The sequence below is a fragment of the Photorhabdus hindustanensis genome (genome assembly GCF_002968995.1).
In the GTDB taxonomy this organism is placed as follows: Bacteria; Pseudomonadota; Gammaproteobacteria; order Enterobacterales; family Enterobacteriaceae; genus Photorhabdus; species Photorhabdus akhurstii.
This window is the reverse complement of the sequence record NZ_PUWT01000016.1, coordinates 1-21271: the sequence shown is the minus strand read 5'-3', so window position 1 is coordinate 21271 and position 21271 is coordinate 1. Positions and strand designations below refer to the sequence as shown.

Below are 21271 nucleotides of genomic sequence, written 5' to 3'. Positions count from 1 at the left end.
ATAGCTATTTTTGCCGCCGTTATCGGAGTGTTCTCCTTCCGTATAATGGTAATGATAACCTTTATCACTTCAACCATTTGTTTTAAGAGGATATACCTTAATAAGGTTAAATTTTATTCGAATGCGATAATTTATGTTCATTTCATATGAAGGTATCTCTTTAATTTACTGTTTTATCTATAAATTATTAGTTTGATCAATTGTGCTATCCTTTACTTATTGGCGTAAAACAAAAGCACAAAAAGTTCATCAGAAATACTATCGATACGAGCTTTCAGATACACAGGAGAATGGCTTCATCCCCGGTATGAAAATAGCAGCCAGACAAAATTGACATAGTTAACCGGAGATAAAGAATGGGGATTGCTATTATTGTATATGCAAATTAAATTTCTATTTAATCGACGCAATTAATTAAACGCATTAAGAAACAATTTAATCTATATATTCCATTTTCAACATTTCTTCCCTTTTTATTAATAGTTTGACTGGCTGGCTAATTTAATTCGAAGGTATTACATGACAATAATAAATATTTTCAATATCTTGCATCTTATATGAATAAAAGTATACTGCCTCCGGGTGCTTGAGACTTTCTGTCTTGAGCATTATGTTCCAGGCAGAAAGAGAAAAGCCCCATCCGACTATAAATCGAAATGAGGCTACCCCTATGCCTAGCAACGTAAGGCTAGCCTCTTACCTGATAAAAAGCAAGGAGAGAAGGCTATGAAGCCGCAAAAAATCGCAATATTTAGTTTGATCATTATTTGTGTGACATTACTCATATTCACGTGGATAACAAGGGGTTCAATCTGTAAACTCCATATCAAACGAGGTAATACAGAGGTTGCGGCAATCATGGCTTACGAATCCAGCGACAGGTAAGGCAACCTTAGGCGGGAAGTTTTTACTCCCGCCCTTTTAGATGTTGTTATGACTTGGTTCTCAGGCACCCTTCATATTTAAGCGGCATTAAGCATAAATTAAAGCTACTGAAACTCTGTCATTCTTGGATTCACATAATAAGTGCAACATCGTTAACCGGAGATGTAAAATAGAGGTTGTTATTATATATTTTCTATTTAATTAATCAAATGCATTAAAAAACAATTTTATCTATATATTCCATTTTCAACATTTATTCCCTTTTTATTAATAATTTTACTAACTTGCTAATTTAATTCGAAGGTATTACGTGACCATAATAAATATTTTCAAGATCTTGATTCTCATGCGAATAAACGTATACTGCCTCCGGGTGCTTGAGACTTTCTGTCTTGAGCATTATGTTCTAAGTAAGAATTATGTTTCAGGCAGAAAGAGAAAAGCCCCATCCGACTATAAATCGAAATGAGGCTACTCCTATGCGTAAACAACATAAGGTTAGCCTCTTACCTGGCAAAAAGCAAGGAGAGAAGGCTATGAAGCCGCAAAAAATCGCAATATTTAGTTTGATCATTATTTGTGTGACGTTACTTATATTCACGTGGATAACCAGGGGTTCAATCTGTAAACTCCATATCAAACGAGGTAATACAGAGGTTGCGGCAATCATGGCTTACGAATCCAGCAACAGGTAAGGCAACCTTCGGCGGGAGGTTTTTACTCCCGCCCTTTGAGATGTTGTTATGACTTGGTTCTCAGGCACCCTTTATATTTAAGTGGAAAATAGGGGGGCTATTATTATATATGCAAATAGAGTTTCTATTTAATCGACGCAATTAATTAAACGTATTAAAAAACAATTTTATCTATATATTCCATTTTCAACATTTCTTCCCTTTTTATTAATAGTTTGACTGGCTGGCTAATTTAATTCGAAGGTATTACATGACAATAATAAATATTTTCAAGATCTTGCATCTTATATGAATAAAAGTATACTGCCTCCGGGTGCTTGAGACTTTCTGTCTTGAGCATTATGTTCCAGGCAGAAAGAGAAAAGCCCCATCCGACTATAAATCGAAATGAGGCTACTCCTATGGTCAACAACATAAGGCTAGCCTCTTACCTGATAAAAAGCAAGGAGAGAAGGCGATGAAGCCGCAAAAAATCGCAATATTGAGTTTGATCATTATTTGTGTGACATTAATCCTGTTCACACGGATATATAAAAATAGAATTTATATTTAATCAATTCAATTAATTAAACACATTAAAAAACAATATTATCTATATATTCCATCATCAACACCCCTTCCTTTCTTTATTAATGGCTTTACTAGCTGGTTAATTTAATTCGAAGGTATTACGTGACTATAATAAATATTTTCAATATCTTGCATCTTAGATGAATAAAAGTATACTGCCTCCGGGTGCTTGAGACTTTCTGTCTTGAGCATTATGTTCCAGGCAGAAAGAGAAAAGCCCCATCCGACTATAAATCGAAATGAGGCTACTCCATATGCATCAACAACATAAGGCTAGCCTCTTACCTGAAAAAAAGCAAGGAGAGAAGGCTATGAAGCCGCAAAAAATCGCAATATTGAGTTTGATCATTATTTGTGTGACATTACTCATATTCACGTGGATAACAAGGGGTTCAATCTGTAAACTCCATATCAAACGAGGTAATACAGAGGTTGCGGCAAGCATGGCTTACGAATCCAGCAACAGGTAAGGCAACCTTAGGCGGGAGGTTTTTACTCCCGCCCTTTTAGATGTTGTTATGACTTGGTTCTCAGGCACCCTTCATATTTAAGTGGAATTTAACGCAAATTAAAACTGCTGAAACTTTAGCATTAATTAATATATCAGAATTTACAGATTTGAATAAAAATTTATAATTAGATCTTTCCCTATTCCAATATTAATTATTTTAAAATAATTCACCATTTATATTCATCGGACATATACAATCAAACAACCCATAATATTATAAAAACATCGATAAGTTACATAAATACATATACTTCTTAAAGGTTATCACAATTAAATTCAATTACTGTGAAAAATAACCTTTTCACTTAAATAGTAGGTTATTTATCCATACAATAACCTACTTTCATTTTTGTTTTATATTTTATCCAGGCAAAACTGATGTGGTTAACCGAGAGGTACAGCACAAATGTTGCCGCTCATCAAAAATATCAATTCGCCACACTTGGTGATTACGGCCAATATGAAGAGGTTTACACACGCCTTTCACTTCACCACTACGAACTGACCGAATATGGTTAGCATTAATTTCCAATCCAACAACTTTTTTCTCACCTTCGGAACAGAGATACCCAGCTAAAGAACCGAGTGATTCTGCCAGCACAACAGATGCCCCGCCATGCAATAAACCAAATGGCTGACGGGTGCGATGATCAACCGGCATTGTGCCTTCAATATAGTCATCACCGATATGCGTGATTTTTATGCCCAGATGGCCCATCATACATTGGCTATTTACTTGATTTAGGCTATCCAGTCCAATATCACGTTTCCAAATCATGGGATTATCTCCAATAAAGCTTGCAACGGATGCTTAAGTACTTGCCCTTCTATCCGTTTAACCTGACTGCGGCAGGAATAACCGGAGCTTAGACAGCGCTCCAATGGTAATTTCTGTAAGGCAGGTTGCCAGGATAATTTATAGATACCAATAGAGTGTTCTATGTTTTTGTTTTCATGACCATAGGTTCCAGCCATGCCACAGCAGCCTACACTGATATTATCCAGCTTGCTACCCAACCGATGGAAAATTTTTCCCCATTGTTGACTACTGCCCGGTAGCATAGTCACTTCAGTACAATGTCCAAATAGATACCATTTATCACCTGATTTTTCTTCATGATCACTTTTTTCTGGCAAGGCGTTAATCAACCATTCATGAACAAGCTGAACCTCAAACTTTCCACGCTGTTCTCCCAGAATTTCTTTATATTCGTCCCGGTAGCACAAAACCAGCGCCGGATCGACACCAACCATAGGAATTCCCAACTCAGCAACCCGGTTCAGGAAATCTGACGTCTTCTTGGCCGTTTTAGCAAAACGGGATAAAAATCCTTTGATATGTTGTGCTTTACCGTTTGGCGAAAATGGCAGTAATACTGGTTTATATCCCAATTTCTCTACCAAACAGGCAAAATCAGCCACAACTTTAGCGTCGTAATAGCTAGTGAATGGGTCCTGAACGATCAATACATGTTCGTTACGATGAGCCTGATCCATTTTTTCAAGCTGTTCCAGCGTGGTAGAAAGCGCATAATGCCCCGCCAGTTGTTGGTACAGCGTCGGGCTGGATAACAAGGGTAAATCCACCATGCCGATAGTTCGGCGACTCAATTCTTGTATCCACGGCTGTTTCAGGAAGAAATTAAAGACCCGAGGAACCTTAGCCATTAATGGCGTGCTGCTTTCCGCACTCGCCACAATATGATCACGTAAAGGGCGAAAATAGCGACCATGATATAACTCAAGAAAACGTGCGCGAAATGACGGAACATCAATTTTAATCGGGCACTGTGTTGAGCAAGCTTTGCATGCCAGACAACCCGACATTGCCTCTTTCACTTCGTGAGAAAAGTCATACTCCCCGCGCCATGCCTGCCAGCTATTGCGAGTCTTCTCAATCAACCCACGTAAACTTGGTCGTTTTTGTTCTAATCCCTGTTTCAGTAGTGTCGGAGCCACACCCTGTTCAGTTAAAAGACGCAGCCATTCGCGCACGAGTGTCGCACGTCCTTTCGGCGAATGGATACGCTGCTGACTCACTTTCATCGATGGACACATCGGGCTTTTTACATCGAAATTAAAGCAAAGCCCATTCCCATTACATTCCATAGCGCCACGGAATGTATTCCTGACATTTACCGGAATTGTCCGATCATATGTTCCTCGCTTAACAGCATCGACTTTCATCATAGGGGCATCAATCCCCATCGGCGGACAAATTTTACCCGGATTCAAGCGGTTATTCGGGTCAAAGGCAGCCTTAATCCGGCGTAATTCTTCATACAAGATACTACCGAAAAATTCAGGGCTGTATTCAGCACGAAATCCTTTACCATGCTCTCCCCACAATAAACCACCATAACGTGCCGTAAGACTGACAATTTCATCAGAAATCTGTTTCATCAGTATCTCTTGCTGAGGATCACACATATCCAGCGCTGGCCGAACATGCAACACCCCCGCATCCACATGACCAAACATGCCATAATTGAGATGATAGCTATCCAATAGCTGTCGGAATTCCGCAATATAATCAGCAAGATGCTGTGGCGGCACACATGTATCTTCCACAAAAGGAATGGGTTTCGCCGCACCTTTACTGTTACCCAATAAGCCAACCGCTTTCTTGCGCATTGCATAAATACGCTCAATATCAGCTAACTCTCGGCAAATTTGATAGCCAATAACCCCTGCTTGCTTGCTATCCATCAGTTCATCAAGGCGCTGACAAAGTGTTTCTACTTGCCGCTCTATCAAAGGTTGATCATCGCCACTGAATTCAACAATATTCAACCCCTGCATATCTTTGTTAGGAACATCAGTGATCAACTCCTTAACTGAATGCCAGACGATATCCTCACGCGCCAAATTCAACACCTTGGAATCCACGGTTTCAACCGATAACGCCTTTGCCTTCACCATAAAAGGAGCATTACGCAATGCAGAATCAAATGAATCATATTTCACATTCACCAACCGCCTGACTTTCGGCAGCGGGGTAATATCCAAAACCGCTTCGGTAATAAAAGCGAGTGTTCCTTCTGAACCAGTTAAGATACGCCCCAAGTCAAATTTCTGCATATCGTCACTGAAAACATGGCGCAAATCGTAACCGGTCAGAAAACGATTGAGTTTGGGGAATTTTTCAACAATAAGTTCACGTTGTTCACGGCAACGACTAAGCACCGTGTTATAAATGCGACCGACAACCGAATCTTCTTGCGCAATCGATTCCGCCTGGGCTATATCCATAGCGCGGGTATCAAGTAATTCCCCCCCTAATAGAACGGCCCGCAGGCTAAGAACATGATCAGAAGTTTTACCATAGACGAGTGAACCCTGACCGGATGCGTCGGTATTAATCATGCCGCCCAATGTTGCACGGTTACTGGTTGAAAGTTCTGGTGAGAAGAAATAACCATATGGACGCAAATATTGGTTTAGTTGGTCTTTAATCACCCCTGCTTCAACTCTGACCCAACCTTGCTCTGGGTTAATCTCAAGGATATGATTCATATAGCGGGACATATCCACCACCACACCATCATTAAGCGCCTGACCGTTTGTACCTGTACCGCCACCGCGTGGAGTAAATGTCAAATTCTGATACTCTTTTTCACCGGCGACGCGAGCCAATAAAACCACATCGGCACTGGATCGGGGGAAAACGACAGCCTGTGGTAAGAGTTGGTAGATACTGTTATCTGTCGCCATTGTCAGACGATCGGCATAACTGCTTGCAACATCTCCGGTAAATCCTTGTTCCTTTAATGTATCCAAGAACTTCTGTGCGACCTCACTGACGTGCGGTGCTTGTGATATGCGTGGGATCATTGTCGTTTTGACCCTTTTAAAATGAGTGTCCACATTGCTCCATTTATACTATCTTTGAATCAATGCCTTAATCAGCCGTAATCATTTACCACCGTTAACTGATTTGTCTGAGAAGGCAAGCGTTTACCTTATCATAATATTCACCCATTTTGAGTAACCTATAGATAACATCCTATTTATTCATTATCTTTAGCGCCACTCAATCCCTGAGAGAAATTAACTTATGGACAAATCTCAACCACATTATGATCTACCAAAGTTATTCTTTACTTTAATTTTCTTGTCACTGTTAATTGTTACTAGTTTTTGGGTGATAAAGCCCTTTATCTTCGGTTTTGTCTGGGCGGGTATGGTTGTTATCGCTACCTGGCCATTATTAGAAAAACTACAAAACAGTTTATGGGGTAAACGCTGGATTGCCGTCTCCATCATGACGCTACTGCTAATTCTATTGTTTGTGATCCCTGTCGCATTACTGGTCAGTAGCTTGTTGGAAAACAGCGCACCATTAATCCAGTGGGCTAAATCCCCCTCCCATTTTCAGATACCGACAATGACCTGGCTGAATAGTATTCCTCTGGTTGGCGATAAACTTTACAGCGGTTGGAACTCGCTCATTACTGATGGTGGAAATGTGCTGATAGCTAAAGTCCAACCTTATGTTGGAGAAGCAGCAACCTGGTTCTTTACTCAAGCAGCAAATGCCGGGCGCTTCGTATTCCATCTCGGCTTAATGGTGTTATTTAGCATATTCTTATATCTGAAAGGCGAACAGGTGGCGCTAAGTATTCGCCATTTTGCCATTCGTCTGGCAAATAAACGTGGAGATGCCGCCATCCTGTTGGCAGCACAATCCATCCGTGCCGTAGCGCTCGGCGTGGTAGTTACCGCGCTGGTTCAAGCCATTATCGGTGGTCTCGGCCTGGCTGTTTCAGGTATTCCTTATGCGACGTTGCTGACCGTACTCATGTTTGTCTGCTGTGTCGCTCAGCTTGGCCCATTACTGATTTTAGTTCCTGCTGTCGCCTGGCTTTACTGGACAGGTGATACAACCTGGGGAACCGTATTACTGGTCTGGAGCTGCATCGTAACAACAATGGATGGATTTCTTCGCCCATTTTTAATTCGTCTGGGCGCAGATTTACCTATGGCGCTGATATTAATAGGCGTCATTGGTGGAATACTCTCATTTGGCATGATTGGCTTATTTATCGGCCCCGTTGTATTAGCGGTTGCTTATCGTTTATTAATCGTATGGATGAATGAAGTCCCAGAGCCTGAAAATGATTTAGCCGAAACGGAAAAATATCTGGAACAAGAATTTTCAGAATAATTTGTATGATAATTAATTCTGACTTACACAGCGAAAGAGAATTAGCTCTTTCGCTAAAGCATAATCTTATAAAACTTACCACTCTTTTGCGGCACTTATTCATTAAATATAATTATTGTGAAAAAATTGTTAAAAATTAGTTAAATTTGACCCATTTTAGTCGTAAATAATACGGAAATTAGGACAATTCTTAATGAATAAACCATATAACTAAATTAATATAAACAGGCTATGAACGAGACGTTTATTTCTCCTTTTGATGGTTCTACTTGTTAGAAGCTCCTATATTGCTGTGTGTAGTCCTTGCCTATCACGCCCATGATAGGCTTTTTTTTTTCGTTACTTTTATGCTTTTCCACAGAAACTGTAATCAGCAACCTTAATCGTGAAAAAACCCGCCATTATTTTGACGGGCCTTTAATTTCAATTGCGTATTATTCTCAATTAACTCACTTTTGCTAATCCTAACCAAGTTTTTACAACGGTATCTGGATTTAATGACAGGCTGTCAATACCCTCTTTCATCAACCAGTGAGCGAAATCCTGATGGTCTGAAGGCCCTTGACCACAAATTCCCACATACTTGTTTTGACGTTTGGCCGCCTGAATAGCTAATGAGAGCATGGCCTTGACCGCATCATTACGTTCGTCAAATAGTTCAGATACCACCCCAGAATCCCGATCCAAGCCAAGAGTCAATTGAGTCATGTCATTAGAACCAATAGAGAAGCCATCAAAATGTTCAAGGAACTGTTCTGCCAGAATTGCGTTGGACGGAATCTCGCACATCATAATGACTTTCAAGCCATTCTCACCACGCTTCAACCCTTGGGATGCCAGTTCAGCAATAACCGCTTCAGCCTGAGCTACCGTACGAACAAACGGGATCATAATTTCGACGTTGGTCAACCCCATATCATTACGTACGCGTTTAACCGCTTCGCACTCTAATGCAAAACAGCGACGGAAACTGTCAGAGACATAACGCCCTGCACCACGGAAACCTAGCATGGGGTTCTCTTCATCAGGTTCATAAATGTCACCGCCAACCAGATTGGCATATTCATTAGATTTAAAGTCAGACAAACGCACAATAACCCGTTTCGGCCAGAACGCAGCCGCCAAAGTAGCAATCCCCTCAGTCAAGCGCCCAATATAGAATTCAACCGGATTGTCATAACCGGCCATCAGCGATTTTATCTCCTGCTGTAACTCCAGAGTTTGCTGATCAAACTCCAGTAATGCGCGAGGATGTACACCAATCATCCGATTAATAATAAACTCCAAACGAGCAAGACCTACGCCGTCATTCGGCAATCGGGCAAAATCAAATGCACGATCTGGGTTGCCGACGTTTAGCATAATTTTTACATCAAGCTCCGGTAACTGATCGACCTGAGAACTTTGTACAGTAAAGTCCAGTTGATTTTGATAAACAAAACCCGTATCACCTTCGGCACAGGAAACTGTCACCGGCTGATTCTCTTTCAAACGTTCCGTTGCATCACCGCATCCAACAACCGCGGGAATGCCCAATTCACGGGCAATAATCGCTGCGTGACAGGTCCGTCCGCCCCGGTTAGTCACAATCGCAGCGGCTTTTTTCATAATAGGCTCCCAGTCGGGATCGGTCATATCAGTGACCAGAACATCACCCGGTTGGATGCGATCCATTTCATTCAAGTTGTGAATAACTTTTACTCGGCCTGCGCCAATACGATGGCCGATGGCGCGTCCTTCCACCAATACCTGACCTCGTTCATTCAGTTGGTAACGCTCCATAACCTGCTGGTTTGAGCGGACAGTCTCAGGACGCGCCTGAACAATGTACAACTTGCCGTTATGACCATCTTTAGCCCATTCAATATCCATTGGCCGGCCATAATGCTTTTCAATTAATAATGCCTGACGCGCTAATGCCTCAACTTCTTCATCCGCTAAAGAGAAACGATTGCGTTGTGATTCTGCTACATCTTCGATACGTACCTGCTTACCATGTTCTTTATTGTCAGCATAGATCATATGCAATTTTTTAGAACCCAGATTACGCCGCACAATTGCCGGTTTTCCCTTATTCAGAGTTGACTTATGAACATAGAACTCATCCGGGTTCACAGCGCCCTGAACAACCATCTCACCCAATCCGTAAGCAGAGGTAATAAAAACAACCTGATCAAACCCTGATTCAGTATCAATAGTGAACATCACACCGGAAGAGGCGAGATCAGAACGCACCATACGTTGTACACCCGCAGACAGCGCAACTCCTCGATGGTCATATCCCTGATGGACACGATAGGAAATAGCGCGATCATTAAACAATGAAGCAAACACATGTTTGATGGCAACCATCACCGCATCAATGCCTTGCACGTTTAGAAAAGTTTCCTGCTGCCCGGCAAAAGAGGCATCAGGCATATCTTCAGCGGTGGCCGAAGAACGTACAGCAAAAGAGGCTTCCGGCTCTCCTTCAGACAACTGTTGATAAGCATCCTGAATATCTTTTTCCAGTTGTGGCGTAAATGGCGTATCAATCACCCATTGGCGAATTTGCGCGCCGGCTTTAGAGAGTTGATTGACATCATCAACATTTGTTTCATCCAGCAAGTCATAAATACGCTGATTGACGCCACTTTGTTCCAAGAAATCATTAAATGCCTGTGCTGTCGTAGCGAAACCATTCGGGACAGAAACCCCCAGTTCTGACAGGTGAGTGATCATTTCTCCTAGGGAGGCGTTTTTACCACCAACCCGGTCAATATCATGCATACCTAATTGGTTATACCAAAGCACATTACGCGGGGTGAGGTCATTATTGGGCATTAAAACAATCCTTTTAGCATTTGGGTACAAATCGGAAAATTGGCGCTGCATAGCGCAACCATAAATAGACTAACACAATGTTTTCGCACACATAGAAAGGTGAATCGATCAACCCAACACATTATTTTTTTCTTAGGTATACTTTGCAGAGAATCAATACCCGGTTTTATTCAACTAAACAATTGGCAAGATGAAAGGTCACTATAAATATCATGGCAGAATTCAAATTAGCAACATCAGCGGAACGTAATAATGTTGAAGACGTTGAGAATGTTGAACGTACCGTTTTCTTTATTTCAGATGGTACGGCAATTACCGCAGAAGTATTGGGACATGCTGTCTTATCACAATTTCCCATCAAAATAACCGCTTATACTCTTCCTTTTGTCGCCAGTGAAACCCGCGCAAAAGAAATAAAGCAACAAATAAACCAGATATATCAAGATACGCGTATAAGACCTTTAGTTTTCTATTCCATTATCTCTTCTGGAGTGAAAAATATTATTACCAGCAGCGAAGGATTTTGTCAGGACATTGTACAGACACTCGTTGCCCCATTACAGCAAGAAACTGGATTGGAACCCAAACCCGAACTTAATCGTACCCACGGTCTGACTGAAAAGAATCTCAGTCAGTACGATGCCCGCATAGCGGCTATTGATTATGCCCTGGCCCATGATGATGGTATCTCTTTACGTAATCTTGACCAGGCACAGGTTATCCTATTGGGCGTATCTCGCTGTGGAAAAACACCCACCAGCCTCTATTTAGCCATGCAATTTGGTATTCAGGCTGCAAATTATCCTTTTACGGCGGATGATATGGACAATTTACAATTACCTGCGACATTAAAACAGTTTCAACATAAGTTATTCGGTTTAACTATAAGCCCTGAGCGGCTGGCGGCGATTAGGGAAGAACGTCGAGAAAATAGCCGTTACGCATCATTAAGGCAATGTAGAATAGAAATTTCGGAAGTTGAAGCTTTATTCCGCAAAAATAAGATTAATTATCTTAACACCACCAATTATTCTGTTGAAGAAATCTCGACCAAAATAATCGACATGATGAAGCTAAACCGCCGAATGTTTTAAAAATATATCAATAGGAATAACGGAAAAAAATTCATCATATGATTAATTATATCATTTGTTTAACTTAGTCGTTTTCGTTTATTGTAATTTCAATTACCTATAGATATGCCTGCTAATGTGAAACGAACTTTGAGAAAATATATGTACAAAACAGATGGTTTAAGGACTCACCGTGTCGATAGTTTGGTAACACCTCAAGCTCTTGCAATTCAATTTCCCGTCTCCGAAAAAATCGCTAACAATGTTACAGCGTCACGGAAACGCATTGCTGATATTCTCTGCGGGAATGACCCACGGCTTATGGTAATCATCGGTCCTTGTTCTATTCATGATATTGATGCTGCTTTAGATTATGCACAGCGACTGAACAGATTGCGTGAAAAATACCAGCACAGACTGGAGATTATTATGCGCACCTATTTTGAGAAACCGCGCACAGTAGTAGGCTGGAAAGGTTTAATTTCAGATCCCTATCTCGACGGCTCTTGCCAGGTAAATCGGGGAATTACTTTGGCCCGGAAATTACTGGTCGACGTCAATGAGTTGGGTTTACCCACGGCAACCGAATTTCTGGATATGGCGACCGGCCAATATATTGCCGATCTGATCAGTTGGGGCGCTATCGGAGCCAGAACAACAGAAAGCCAGATTCACCGTGAAATGGCATCCGCCCTCTCCTGTCCTGTTGGTTTTAAAAATGGAACGGACGGCAACATCCGTATCGCCATAGATGCAATCCGCGCAGCCAGTGTCCATCACACATTTCTCTCGCCTGATAAGCACGGTCAGATGACCATCTATCAAACCGAAGGCAACCCATACGGCCACATTATTATGCGTGGAGGCAAACAGCCTAATTACAGTGCCCAAGATATCGCTATAGCTTGTGCCCAGCTACGCGAATTTAATTTACCAGAACATTTAGTTATCGATTTCAGTCATGGCAATTGTCAAAAAATACATAAACGCCAACTGACTATAGCAAAAGAGGTGGGCCAACAGATTCAAGAGGGTTCTACCGCTATTGTCGGTGTGATGGCTGAAAGTTTTCTGGTTGAAGGCACCCAGAAAATCATTCAAGGACAACCGCTAAATTACGGTCAATCGATCACAGATCCTTGTCTAAACTGGCAAGATACAGAACAACTTATTGACATTCTCGCCGAAGCAGTAAGTTACCGTTTCTGAATCCTTATTCTGAGTTAGCCTTTATTCATTCATAAAAGGCTAACTGACAACAAATTAGTAAAATTTTATTAATGTGATGATCATGACCACCAAAAATATTGCTTGAAGTCGCCCCTTCATATAACGATAATAATTCTCACTATGATAATAGTTAGTATTCGCAAAGTGGTTTTATGACTAAAATATGTCACCAACATTCTTGCATTGCGCTTGAAAAACATTACAACATCTATCCTACTGAAATTGTAGAAATTGGCTACATTGACAGTAAACAACTATTAGGTGAGCTAGGAATTACCAGAATTCGTCACCAAGGAGAATTCTACCAATTACGCCAAACTAAAGCCGGTAAGCTGATACTAACTAAATAAAATAATAACTCAGCCAGCCACCCGGATCGCGTATCGGGGCAGCCAGCTATATCCATAACTCATAAAATATTATTATGGAGATTCGTCTGATGTCTCAATCTGCAAGATCAACACTTAAACTATCAGCATTAAGTTTAGCGATTATTAGTACTATTTCTGCTCATGCAGCAACAGAATCGTCCGATTCCAGCAGTGATAAATCATCATCCCGTGATGTGATAACTGTTTATGCCACAGGTAATGAAAGGGATAGTTTCGAAGCTCCCATGATGGTCACAGTGATAAACAGTAAGTCACCACAAAGTCAGACAGCAGGTAATGCTAACGACCTCATCAGAAAAATACCTGGCATTAACATAGCCGGAACAAACCGTGCTAATGGGCAAGATGTTAGTCTGCGCGGTTATGGTCCAAAAGGTGTTTTGACATTGATTGACGGTATTCGCCAAGGTACCGATACCGGTCATATCAACGGTACGTTCCTGGACCCGGCATTAATTAAACAAGTCGAAGTTGTACGCGGCCCTTCCGCCCTACTTTACGGCAGTGGCGCCTTAGGTGGTGTGATCGCTTATCAAACCGTTGATGCAGCAGACCTTTTGCAAGCAGGTCAAGATCATGGATTCCGCGTTTTCGCCCGCGGTGCGACGGGTGACCATAGTATGGGCTTCGGTGGTGCGACTTTCGCGAAATCGGAATCCCTGGATGGGGTATTTGCCTTCAGTACCCGTGATTCAGGTAATATCCGCCACGGTGGTGGTGTGGTTGGCGATAATGATGAATTTATCAGTAACCTGATGGCAAAAGGCAGCTGGAAAATTGATGACAACCAGTCCCTGAGCAGTCAGTTACGCTACTACCGTAATGAGGCGAATCAACCTAAAAATCCACAAACACTCACCGGAAAAAATAAAGCTCCTAGCACTTGGACTGACCGCACGACAACTCAACGTGATGCCCAACTTAGCTACCAATTAAATCCAGCGGAATATGATTGGTTAAATGCTAAAACTGACCTCTATTATTCTGATATCACTATTGATGCCCGTACTAAAGGAAAAGGGTTCGAAGGCCGTGAACAGAAAACCTATGGCGTAAAATTGGAAAACCGCTCCCGCCTGTGGACAGATAGCCCGCTGGCGCATCAATTTACCTACGGTGGCGAAACTTACAAACAGAAACAGACCCCAAACGGCAATACAGATAGCTTCCCCGATGCTGATATCCGCTTTTATTCCGGATGGTTGCAAGATGAGATGACGCTGCGCGACCTACCGGTCTCTATTATCGCCGGTACTCGCTATGACAAGTACAAAGGAACCAATTCTAAAGATAAGGCTGTCAGCGCGGATAAATGGTCTTCCAAAGGCGCCATCAGTATCACGCCAACTGACTGGTCGATGCTGTTCACCTCTTATGCCCAAGCTTTCCGTGCCCCGACAATGGGAGAAATGTATAACGATTCTATGCACTATCCCGGAAATTTCTGGATTCCCAATCCAAATCTCCGCCCAGAAACTAATGGAACGTGGGAGTCTGGTTTTGGTTTACGTTTCGATAATCTACTGGCAGATAATGACGAACTGAAATTCAAAGCGAGTTATTTTGATACTAAAGCTAAAGATTATATTAAGTCAGATGTAGTCAATCGAGGAAGGAATACAACATCTATCAATATATCTAGAGCCAAGATCTGGGGATGGGATGCTTCCATAAACTATGAATCCAATCTGTTCTCCTGGGAACTGGCTTACAACCGCACAGAAGGTAAAGATGAACAAAGCGGTGATTCTCTAGATAACCTTAGCCCAGATACTATCACCAGCATCTTGGATATCCCTATTGCACAAACCGGTTTCTCTGTCGGCTGGGTAGGTCAATTCACCAAGCATACTAATTTCAAAGGTAAAGATGCCAGAGGTAGAGATCCTAAACAACAAGCTGGCTACGGTGTTAATGATTTCTATGTCAGCTATCAAGGTGAAGGAATGCTAAAAGGTGTGACTACCACGGCAGTTTTGGGCAATGCTTTTGATAAAGAATACTACTCGCCACAAGGAACACCTCAGGATGGCCGCAACGCCAAACTGTTAGTCAGTTACCAGTGGTAATTAAATAAATATATTTCAAGGAGTTAAACTGTGAATTCGTCACTTTATGAACGTTACTTGCAAGCCAAAACTGATAATAAGGCCAAATATGCCCGTGATTTGGCGGCCTATCTGAATGTCAGTGAAGGTGAATTATTGCATAGCCGCGTTGGCATCGATGCCAAACGCCTTAACGTTGACGCCCCAACTTTACTGGAAGAGTTAGCTATTGTTGGTGAAACTAAAGCGATCACCCGCAACGATTTTGCTGTTCATGAACAGATTGGCCGTTATGAAAATACACGTTTCAGCAGCCATGCAGGGCTAGTCCTGAACCCTCGTGAACTCGACTTGCGGATATTCTTTGAACTTTGGAGTAGTATATTTTATCTGGTTGAACCCGCAAAAAATGGTACGCGCCATAGCATTCAATTTTTTGATCATCAGGGTGATGCGGTGCATAAAGTTTATGCAACAAACAATACTGATATGGCCGCCTGGGAAGCGCTGATTGAAAAATACCAGACAGAAGACAACCCTGAATTGGTCATCAAACCTATAGAAGAAACCACCTATTCAACCGTAACAAATGAACTGAAAGCCCAGCTTGATGAAGAGTGGCGAGCAATGACTAACGTTCATCAATTCTTCACGTTACTTAAACGTCATAATCTGAACCGCCAGCAAGTTTTCAACGCGGTACAGGATGATCTGGCTTACAAGGTGGAAAATTCTGCGCTGAATGAGCTCATCAACACCGCTTATAACGATCAGAATGAAATCATGATTTTCGTTAGCAACCACGGCTGCGTACAAATTTTCACCGGAAAGCTGGAACGACTGATGCCACATCAGGAAGAAAACTCAGATCAAAAATGGATTAATATCTTTAACCGCAATTTCACACTACATTTAATAGAGAGTGCTATCGCTGAAAGCTGGGTAACTCGTAAGCCAACAGAGGAGGGTTTTGTCACTAGCCTTGAGCTATTTGATGCTAATGGCAACCAAATTGCTCAACTGTTTGGTCAGCGTACAGAAGGCACTCCTGAACAAACTCAGTGGCGTGAGCAAATAGCTGCTCTGCCAAAACTGCAATCAAAACAGGAAGAGTGTATAGCATGAAACAATGGCTTCTGACATTTGCCCTTGCGGTATTATCGTTCAGTGCTTTTTCCACTGAACGGATCGTCACTATCGGTGGCGATGTATCTGAAATTGTTTTTGCACTTGGTGAAGGTGAAAAAGTTGTCGCCAGAGACAGCACCAGCCAGAAACCAACCGAATTGCTTACTTTACCCGATGTCGGCTATATGAGAATGCTCAACCCTGAAGGTATTCTCTCTATGAATCCGACACTGGTTCTAACCAGTGAGCTGGCAAAACCTTCACTGGCGCTTAAGCAACTCCAGGATTCTGGCGTAGAAGTTATTCAGATAACCGGAAAAGCAGCGTTAGAAGCCATTCCTGAAAAAATTAAGACCGTCGCTAAGGCGGTCAATCAGGCTGAACGTGGTGAACAACTGATTCAGCAATATCAAAAATCGCTGGCAGAAATACCGACAACGACATTGCCCACCCGTATTCTGTTTGTCATGAGTCACGGGGGTATCATGCCAATGGCCGCCGGGCAAAAAACCGCCGCGGACAAAATGATTCGCGCTGTCGGCGCCATTAATGCCATGCAAGGTTTCAATAATTATCGTCCACTTTCCCAGGAGGGTGTTATTGCCAGCGCACCAGATCTGTTATTGGTGACGGAAGATGGGATTAAATCAATGGGCGGTTTGGATAAAATCTGGCAATTGCCCGGCTTGAAACATACCCCTGCCGGCCAGAAACAACAGGTTTTAATTGTAGATGATATGGGGCTACTCGGTTTTGGCCTCGAAACCCCCTCAGTAATGAAACAACTCAGACAGGCGGCGGAGAAGACTCAATGAGCCGTATGAAGTCTCCGGGATTGGGTTTAGCGTTTCTTTTTTTGATATTATCCGGCTTGGCTATCGGCTCTGCCAATATTGGCGCATTATCATTATCTTTCAAGACATTATGGGAATCTTCCATTAGTGATCCCCAGTGGCAAATCTGGCTTAATATCAGATTACCAAGGGTGCTATTAGCCATACTGGTTGGCTGTGCTTTAGCGGCTTCCGGCGCTGTAATGCAAGGATTATTTCGCAATCCACTGGCTGATCCTGGTCTGCTAGGTATCAGCAGTGGAGCCGCACTGATGGTTGCAATGGCAATTGTTCTGCCCGTTAGCCTGCCATCTGCAATTGCTATGTACGGACATATTATCGCTGCTTTTATTGGCAGCCTGCTAATTTCATTACTGATTTTTTCACTCAATAAATATAACTACGGAAATCTGGCCCGCTTATTACTCGCCGGGATTGCTATCAATGCCCTTTGTATGTCTGCTATTGGCGTCCTGAGCTATATCAGTGACGATCAACAGCTACGCCAATTCTCCTTATGGATGATGGGTTCACTCAGCCAAATAGAGTGGCCGACGTTGGCAATTACCGCTTCTTTAATTATTCCCGCCACTATCCTAACTTTCAGCCAAGCCCGCAAACTGAATTTGCTGCAATTAGGAGATGAAGAGGCCCACTATCTTGGTATAAATGTCCAGCGCACTAAATTCCAGTTATTACTACTCAGCGCCCTGCTTATTGGCAGCGCTGTTGCATTAAGTGGCGTTATTGGATTTGTTGGGCTAGTTGTCCCACATTTGATCAGAATGCGATTTGGCGGTGATCATAATTGGCTGCTTCCCGGTGCTGCGTTAGGCGGAGCTTCTCTTTTGCTTACCGCGGATACACTGGCAAGAACATTGGTCTCCCCGGCAGAAATGCCCGTTGGCCTTATCACTGGTTTAATCGGCGGTCCATATTTTCTATGGTTGATACTCAAACAACCGGGGAACCGTGCATAATGGATGCCATAAAAAACAATATTTCTCTGCAAGCACAGAATTTAAGCTACTCAATTGGCAACCAGAAAATAATTGATAATGTTTCGCTCTCGGTAAATAAAGGCGAGATTGTCGCCATCATTGGGCCAAATGGCGCTGGGAAATCCACATTATTGCGACTATTAACGGGATATATAAAACCTGAACATGGGCAATGTTATTTACATGGAATACCCATTGAGCAATGGCCGGCGGAACAATTAGCCCGTACTCGCGCCGTCATGCGTCAACATAACTCACTCTCCTTCCCTTTCAGTGTGGAAGAAGTGGTCGCGATGGGACGTTCTCCTCATGGCACTCATCATAAACAGACAGCGATCGATACCGTCATTGAGCAAACGGACTGCCAAGAGTTACGTCACCGCGACTACCGGCAACTCTCCGGTGGTGAACAGCAAAGAGTACAACTCGCTCGCATCCTGGCTCAACTTTGGTATCCAACACCGATAGAATGCTGTTTATTTCTTGACGAACCGACATCAGCCCTAGATCTCTACCACCAGCAACATACTTTGCGCCTGCTTTACCGACTAACGCGGGAACAACCTATGGCTATGTGCTGTGTTCTACATGACCTGAATCTTGCTGCTCTCTATGCAGATAAAATCTTTCTGTTACATAAAGGGAAGCTTGTCGCTGCGGGTACACCAGAAGAGGTACTAAATGATCATACTCTGAGAAAATGGTACCAAGCAGATCTTGGTATTACCCGCCATCCTGAAACTCAGCAACCTCAGATTTATTTGAGGCAATAACAGCAAATCTGACAGGCAAATTATTTCAATCTCTTGCCTGTCTTACTTTTCACTTGAAATTTTATCGCATCAGGCAGATACCAAAAAGTTGCAATCAAACACAAGCAATAACCCAGAAGTTCACACCCTTCCTCAACCATGTTTTTTGCGGTTCGATCAAAATTTTCGAGCATCAAACCTTTCCATAACTCTCCCATACCAAACAAACGGGAAAAAACGAGTACACACAAAATACCCGCAACCATCATGCCGTAACTTTGATGGCGGGTAAAATGAACAAGACCAACCAACGTATCCCTGCCTTTATAAGCAGCGTAAAAAATACAAATTAGCGCTAACGGAATAGCAATCCACGCCCAGGCGCCATGAAATATTTCATCGAAAATAGCATCCAGCTCTCTTATCAATAAACAAGCAAAAAAACCTGATATCAAGACTAATGCGGGACGTAATTGACAATTCTTCTTTGCTTCTAATAGAAATACAGCAGAAATAACAAACAGTATACTTTCCTGAGAAATTTCAGTTACTGAGTTCTCCTTTACCGCATTCTGCAAATAGATAACATCAACAAAGAGTAAGCCTATAACTATAGTTAAAATCAGAGCATAAAGAACAAAAAATGCCAACTTTTTCGTTAAAAAAATCAAGTCCGATTGCATTACAACCTCCATTAAATTAAATGACGAACGATGATACTGTTTTAAATAAATTAGTGAAGATCATTTGATGCTAATTATTATTAAAACAAAGGAAATTTGCACAAATGATAATAATTATCAATTATAAATAGCACTTTTTGCCTATAGATATCCCGGATTTATTTTAAAATACACACATTAGTAACCATCGTTATTATCCTTATGAAAATAACTAACGAAATCTAATGCTTTAGCAACTAGCCCACCATTAGTGGGAGGTGAAAATGTCAGAAAATGTAGTAAATGATATTGTCAGATGGCTCGAAACTCAGCTCGAACGTAACGAAGGTATAAAAATAGCGACCATTGCTGACAAAAGCGGTTATTCAAAGTGGCATCTACAAAGAGTGTTTAAAGAAGTGAAAGGCTATACCCTAGGTGAATATGTTCGCAAACGGCGTTTACATGAAGCAGCAAGATCTCTACGTGAAGAAAACTTACCAATCCTTGATATCGCCTTACAGTATGGGTTCAGTTCTCAGGCAACATTCACTCGGATCTTTAAAAAACACTTTAATACCACACCTGCCAGATTCAGAGAAAATGGCAATCTACCTGAATTAATGTACTTCTTAGATCATAAGCAATAACCGGGTCCATAATAACCTTATTGATAGTATTCCCTAATGGTCAATATTTTATTGGCCATTTAATTTTTATGCTATCTGAATCCATTAACGTCCTAATTGTTCAAAGAACCAAATAAAGATTTTTCAGATAATTATTAGCTAACCCCGCGTTATTTCTTGGAAATGGAGAAAAAATTTCCATAAGTCTTCCAAGAAAATTACCACATATACCAGCATAAATTATCTCAGAAAATAATTTTATTAAATGACAATAAAATTCATTCAGTTCTATTAATCCACTGCGAATAAACCAATTAGTATAATTTAAAAAAATATTTTCATATAAATCATAACCATAATATGAAATATCTTCATCCAACCATAAATACAATCTTTTACTGCCAGCAAACAGATAAAAAACATAAAAACACCATCTTGCTTATTTTTAGTCAATGTATATTAACGAAAGCTACTTATTTGTTTATTAAATAGTATTAATTCAAATGACTTTTTAATAGCACTTAACAACCCAGCAGAAGAAAACTGAAAAAATATATATCAGGTATTTATAAGTGTCTTTTTCCTCAAGCTCCATGTATGTTCAGTTATTAAAAAGTAAAAACCCTAAAGATTAAACCTCAGGGTTTTTATTCAAAATTAATTCCAATTCACTATTTAATACCTTTAACGTAAATAATAGAGAATACTATGCTCTATAGAAATTCTCACTCCGATAATTCCTAATTTTTACTGTCCTTTATTATCCGCCAGTTCCACCGCCAGTTCCACCGCCAGTTCCACCGCCAGTGCCACCAGTTCCACCACCAGTTCCACCACCAGTTCCGCCACCAGTTCCACCGCCAGTTCCGCCG

The 21271-nt window shown here is 41.6% G+C and carries 18 protein-coding genes; 13 read left to right on the top strand and 5 right to left on the bottom strand.

Annotation, left to right across the window (positions count from 1 at the left end; genetic code table 11):
- The first annotated feature begins 726 nt into the window (after window positions 1-726).
- From C6H66_RS06665 to C6H66_RS06655, 3 genes are all read left to right on the top strand, one after another.
- Window positions 727-885, top strand: coding sequence for a Hok/Gef family protein (locus C6H66_RS06665; protein WP_071824117.1), 159 nt, complete (start codon window positions 727-729; stop codon window positions 883-885).
- Between the two features lie 419 nt (window positions 886-1304).
- Window positions 1305-1580 (top strand): Hok/Gef family protein, encoded by a 276-nt coding sequence (locus tag C6H66_RS27595; RefSeq protein ID WP_422615599.1) that lies wholly within the window; start codon window positions 1305-1307, stop codon window positions 1578-1580.
- 809 nt (window positions 1581-2389) lie between these two features.
- Window positions 2390-2620, top strand: a complete 231-nt coding sequence (locus C6H66_RS06655) for a Hok/Gef family protein (protein ID WP_422615598.1) — start codon at window positions 2390-2392, stop codon at window positions 2618-2620.
- 402 nt (window positions 2621-3022) lie between these two features.
- Here the strand turns inward: C6H66_RS06655 and menI are convergent, their stop codons facing one another.
- A complete protein-coding gene (menI, locus tag C6H66_RS06650; RefSeq protein WP_036805375.1) occupies window positions 3023-3439 on the bottom strand; it encodes a 1,4-dihydroxy-2-naphthoyl-CoA hydrolase in 417 nt (138 codons plus the stop codon).
- Window positions 3436-6495 (bottom strand): D-2-hydroxyglutarate dehydrogenase YdiJ, encoded by a 3060-nt coding sequence (ydiJ, locus tag C6H66_RS06645; protein WP_105395151.1) that lies wholly within the window; start codon window positions 6493-6495, stop codon window positions 3436-3438. Before ydiJ ends, menI begins: the two co-directional genes overlap by 4 nt.
- 223 nt (window positions 6496-6718) lie before the next feature.
- Between ydiJ and ydiK the strand changes: the two genes are divergently transcribed.
- A complete protein-coding gene (gene ydiK, locus C6H66_RS06640) occupies window positions 6719-7828 on the top strand; it encodes an AI-2E family transporter YdiK (protein ID WP_046397205.1) in 1110 nt (369 codons plus the stop codon).
- Window positions 7829-8272: 444 nt separating this feature from the next.
- Here ydiK and ppsA read toward each other — a convergent pair whose 3' ends face one another.
- Window positions 8273-10651 (bottom strand): phosphoenolpyruvate synthase, encoded by a 2379-nt coding sequence (gene ppsA, locus C6H66_RS06630; protein WP_105395150.1) that lies wholly within the window; start codon window positions 10649-10651, stop codon window positions 8273-8275.
- Between the two features lie 212 nt (window positions 10652-10863).
- Between ppsA and ppsR the strand changes: the two genes are divergently transcribed.
- The 8 genes from ppsR to C6H66_RS06590 all read left to right on the top strand — a co-directional run bounded on the left by ppsR (window position 10864) and on the right by C6H66_RS06590 (window position 19129).
- The gene (gene ppsR, locus C6H66_RS06625) at window positions 10864-11745 is read left to right on the top strand and encodes a posphoenolpyruvate synthetase regulatory kinase/phosphorylase PpsR (protein WP_072165179.1); all 882 of its coding nucleotides are present in this window, start codon (window positions 10864-10866) and stop codon (window positions 11743-11745) included.
- A 141-nt stretch (window positions 11746-11886) separates the two neighbouring features.
- Complete coding sequence (locus C6H66_RS06620) at window positions 11887-12933, top strand: 3-deoxy-7-phosphoheptulonate synthase (protein WP_105395149.1); 1047 nt, start codon at window positions 11887-11889, stop codon at window positions 12931-12933.
- A gap of 173 nt (window positions 12934-13106) precedes the next feature.
- Window positions 13107-13304, top strand: a complete 198-nt coding sequence (gene hemP / locus C6H66_RS06615; RefSeq protein WP_082300897.1) for a hemin uptake protein HemP — start codon at window positions 13107-13109, stop codon at window positions 13302-13304.
- Between the two features lie 89 nt (window positions 13305-13393).
- Window positions 13394-15415, top strand: coding sequence for a TonB-dependent hemoglobin/transferrin/lactoferrin family receptor (locus C6H66_RS06610; RefSeq protein ID WP_105395148.1), 2022 nt, complete (start codon window positions 13394-13396; stop codon window positions 15413-15415).
- A gap of 30 nt (window positions 15416-15445) precedes the next feature.
- Window positions 15446-16519, top strand: a complete 1074-nt coding sequence (locus C6H66_RS06605; protein WP_105395147.1) for a hemin-degrading factor — start codon at window positions 15446-15448, stop codon at window positions 16517-16519.
- Window positions 16516-17337, top strand: coding sequence for a heme/hemin ABC transporter substrate-binding protein (locus tag C6H66_RS06600; RefSeq protein WP_105395146.1), 822 nt, complete (start codon window positions 16516-16518; stop codon window positions 17335-17337). Before C6H66_RS06605 ends, C6H66_RS06600 begins: the two co-directional genes overlap by 4 nt.
- Window positions 17334-18335 carry a FecCD family ABC transporter permease gene (locus C6H66_RS06595; RefSeq protein ID WP_105395145.1) on the top strand — a complete coding sequence of 334 codons (1002 nt, stop codon included), beginning with the start codon at window positions 17334-17336 and terminating at the stop codon, window positions 18333-18335. The genes C6H66_RS06600 and C6H66_RS06595 overlap by 4 nt, the downstream gene beginning before the upstream one ends.
- Window positions 18335-19129: a heme ABC transporter ATP-binding protein gene (locus C6H66_RS06590; RefSeq protein WP_105395144.1), complete on the top strand. Its 795-nt coding sequence runs from the start codon at window positions 18335-18337 to the stop codon at window positions 19127-19129. The genes C6H66_RS06595 and C6H66_RS06590 overlap by 1 nt, the downstream gene beginning before the upstream one ends.
- A gap of 20 nt (window positions 19130-19149) precedes the next feature.
- Here C6H66_RS06590 and C6H66_RS06585 read toward each other — a convergent pair whose 3' ends face one another.
- The gene (locus C6H66_RS06585; protein ID WP_105395143.1) at window positions 19150-19791 is read right to left on the bottom strand and encodes a hypothetical protein; all 642 of its coding nucleotides are present in this window, start codon (window positions 19789-19791) and stop codon (window positions 19150-19152) included.
- Window positions 19792-20054: 263 nt separating this feature from the next.
- On the opposite strand from C6H66_RS06585, the gene C6H66_RS06580 reads away from it, so the two are divergent.
- A complete protein-coding gene (locus tag C6H66_RS06580) occupies window positions 20055-20420 on the top strand; it encodes a helix-turn-helix domain-containing protein (protein WP_036775906.1) in 366 nt (121 codons plus the stop codon).
- Window positions 20421-20520: 100 nt separating this feature from the next.
- Here C6H66_RS06580 and C6H66_RS25845 read toward each other — a convergent pair whose 3' ends face one another.
- Complete coding sequence (locus C6H66_RS25845; RefSeq protein ID WP_181150152.1) at window positions 20521-20778, bottom strand: hypothetical protein; 258 nt, start codon at window positions 20776-20778, stop codon at window positions 20521-20523.
- Between the last annotated feature and the right edge of the window lie 493 nt (window positions 20779-21271).